Consider the following 3,695-nt stretch of genomic DNA (forward strand, 5'->3'; position numbering starts at 1 on the left):
GTTGTGACCGACTCGAGGAACTGGTCCTGGAGACCCCGCTGGTGCTGCCTGCTCAGGGCGGCGCACAGGTCCAGGTCGTGGTTGGCGATGCCGATGCCCCTGCGGCGGCCGGGGCACGGCGGCGGAGTGTGGCGGTGTATGCGCGCCCGGACGGGCAGGATGCCTGGACCCGACACGCCACCGGCGTGGTCAGCGTTACCGCACAACATGCCGGTCATGACCGGGGCGATGGGGTGTTTGACCCGGTGAGTCAGGCGTGGCCTGCGCCTGGTGCGACGGAGCTGGACACTTCGCAGTTCTATGGGCAGCTGAGTGAGAGCGGGTTTGCGTATGGTCCGGCGTTCCAGGGGCTGAGCAGGGCTTGGCAGCGTGGGGACCAGATTCTCGCTGAGGTCGAGCTCCCCGAGGCTGGGCGTGGTCTGGCGGAGTCTTTTGGTATTCACCCGGCGTTGTTAGATGCGGCGTTGCACTCCACGGTCTTCGCCGGGTTGGACGGGTTGCAGTTCAGCTTCACGGATGTGGTGTTGCGTGCTTCGGGTGCGTCCCGGTTGCGGGTTGCGTTGACCCGTACAGGTCTGGATGAGGTGGCGATTGCGGTCGCGGACAGCACTGGGTCGCCTGTGCTGTCGATCGGTTCGCTGACTATGCGGCAGTTGACTGCCGAGGGCCTCACCACTGGTACCAGTGACGGGGCCCTGCTGAGGCTGGAGTGGATTGATATCCCCGCCCCGTCCGCTGTTCCGGCGCAGGAGTGGGTGGTGGTCGACCGGGGCGGATCGGTGGGCGCTGTGTACGCCGACCTGCAGGCGGCCGATGCCGCTTTGGAGGGCGGGGCCGAGGTTCCGCAGGCGGTTGTGCTGGCCGTGGCCGGGGACCCGCACGCGGTGGTGGACTCAACTCACGAGTTGACCGGGTGGGTGTTGCGGCAGGTGCAGCACTGGTTGGGTGAGGAGCGGTTCGCCAAGGTGCCGTTGCTTATACGAACTCGGGGTGCGGTCGCTGCTTGGCCTGATGAGTCGGTGGCGGATTTGGCTGCGGCTGCGGTGTGGGGTTTGGTGCGTTCGGCGCAGACGGAGAACCCGGGCCGGTTCATTCTGCTGGACACCGACAGAGAGTTGGACGCCGTGGTGCTGGGTCAGGTGCTGGCTGTGGATGAGCCGCAGTTGGTGTTGCGTGATGGGCGGTTGCGCGCTGCTCGCTTGACCCGGGTCAGTCCCACCGAGGAATCCTCCACTTTCCCGGAGTCGGTTCTGGGTGGGTCGGGGACGGTGGTGGTCACGGGTGGCACTGGTGGTTTGGGTGGTGTGCTGGCGCGGCATCTGGTGGCCGAGCACGGTGTTCAGTATCTGTTGCTGCTGAGTCGGCGTGGTATGGATGCTCCGGGGGCCGCGGAGTTGGTGGCGGAGTTGGGGCAGCTGGGCGCCGCGGTCTCAGTCGCTTCGTGTGATGTGGCTGATCGCCAGGCGTTGGCCGAGGTGCTGGCCTCCGTCTCGCCGGATCATCCGGTGACCGGGGTCGTGCACGCGGCAGGGGTTCTCGAGGACGGTGTGATCGGATCGCTGTCGCGGGAGCAGTTGGACCGAGTACTGACTCCCAAGGTCGATGCGGCCTGGAATCTGCACGAACTCACCCAAGGCCTTGATCTATCGCTCTTCGTGGCGTTCTCGTCCGTGGCGGGACTCACGGGTAGCGGTGGGCAAGCCAATTACGCTGCGGGCAACGTGTTCTTGGACACGTTGATGCAGCAGCGCCACGACCAGGGACTGCCGGGGCTGTCGATGGCATGGGGGCCCTGGACAGCCGAACGCGGATTGTCCGCTTCCCAAGGCGTGGACCTTTTCGACCGGGCGCTGGGCACTGGTTATCCGGTGTTGGCGTTGACTCGGCTGAATGTGCAGGCGTTGCGTGCTCAGGCTGATGTGCCGGCTGTGTGGCGGTCGCTGTCGGGCGGTGTGCTGCGGCGTGTTGCTGACAACACTCGGAATGGTCGTGAGGGCCTGGGACAGCGGCTGGCTGGACTGTCCAGTGTGGACCGCGAGCAGGTTCTATTCGATCTGGTCCGGGAATCCGCCGCGGCCGTGCTGGGCTATGACTCTAGTGCGCAGATCGGCAGTGACCAGCCGTTCAGCGAGTTGGGACTCGACTCGTTGACGGCGGTCGATTTGCGCAACTTGCTGCAGACCAAGACGGGGGCGAGCATGCCCGTCACCCTGGTGTTCGACTACCCGACTGTTACCCGCGTGGCGGGATATCTGGCGGCTGAGTTCGGCGAGCCGGCTCAGGCCGGTGGATCTGGTGAGTCGCAGCCCGTGGGATCGGCTGTGGTGCCGACGATGGTGTCGGTCACCGATGATCCGATCGTCCTCGTGGGGATGGCGTGCCGGTACCCGGGCGGTGTGTCGGATCCGGACGAGCTGTGGCGGCTGGTGACCGCCGAGGCCGATGGCATCGTCCCATTCCCCACCGGCCGTGGCTGGGATCTGGATGCGCTGCTGGGTAGTGGCGAGCCCGGGTCCGGGACGTCGGCTACCGGTGAGGGCGGGTTTGTCGACGGTGTCGATGAGTTCGATGCGGCGTTCTTCCGGATCTCGCCTCGGGAGGCGTTGGCTACTGATCCTCAGCAGCGGTTGTTGCTGGAGGTGTCGTGGGAAGCGTTGGAACAGGCGGGGATTGATCCTGCTTCGTTGGCGGGCAGCTCGACCGGGGTTTTCGCCGGTGTCTACCAGTCCGGGTATGCCGATCTAGTCGCTCGGGGCGGTGAGCAACTGCAGGGCCACCAGATCACCGGAGGTGCGGCCAGTGTGATCTCTGGCCGTGTGGCTTACACGTTGGGCCTTGAGGGGCCTGCGGTGAGTGTGGACACGGCGTGTTCGTCGTCGTTGGTGGCGATGCACCTGGCTGCGCAGGCACTGCGGTCGGGTGAGTGCACCCTGGCCCTGGCCGGCGGTGTCACGGTGATGGCCACACCCGATGCGTTTGTCTGGTTTACCGCGCAGGGCGGTTTGGCCGCGGATGGACGGTGTAAGTCGTTTGCCGACACTGCCGATGGCACTGGGTGGTCTGAGGGTGTCGGTGTGGTGGTGATGGAGCGGTTGTCTGACGCTCGCCGTCATGGCCACGAGGTGTTGGCTGTGTTGCGGTCCAGTGCGGTCAACCAGGATGGTGCTTCGAACGGGTTGACGGCGCCGAATGGTCCGTCGCAGCAGCGGGTGATCCGCCAGGCGCTGGCTGCGGCTGGTCTCTCCCCTGTTGAGGTCGATGCGGTGGAGGCCCATGGCACGGGGACTCGGCTGGGTGACCCGATTGAGGCTCAGGCGTTGTTGGCCACGTACGGCCAGGATCGTGCCGAGGGGCAGCCGTTGTGGTTGGGTTCGTTAAAGTCCAACATCGGTCATACCCAGGCTGCTGCGGGTGTGGGTGGTGTGATCAAGATGGTCATGGCCCTGCGCCATGGTGTGCTTCCTAAGACGTTGCATGTGGACCAGCCGTCGACGCAGGTGGACTGGTCCCAGGGTGATGTGCGGTTGTTGACCGAGGCCATCCCTTGGCCGGAGAACGGCCACCCGCGTCGGGCGGGGGTGTCCTCGTTCGGTGTCAGTGGAACGAATGCGCACGTCATTCTCGAGGCCGCAACTGGCACTGATACCGGCATCGAGACCTCTTCCGACTCCCCATCTGACACCGCAACTGTGCCG

1 protein-coding gene is annotated in these 3,695 nt (G+C 65.7%); it reads left to right on the forward strand.

The genetic code is table 11. The features are described from left to right. Window positions 1-185: 185 nt before the first annotated feature. Window positions 186-3,695: type I polyketide synthase (locus O5O46_RS34830; RefSeq protein ID WP_333482451.1), on the forward strand; the 3,510-nt coding region annotated here is incomplete at its 3' end.

It is taken from the genome of Streptomyces sp. RPT161 (assembly GCF_027533845.1).
GTDB lineage: Bacteria > Actinomycetota > Actinomycetes > Streptomycetales > Streptomycetaceae > Streptantibioticus_A > Streptantibioticus_A silvisoli_A.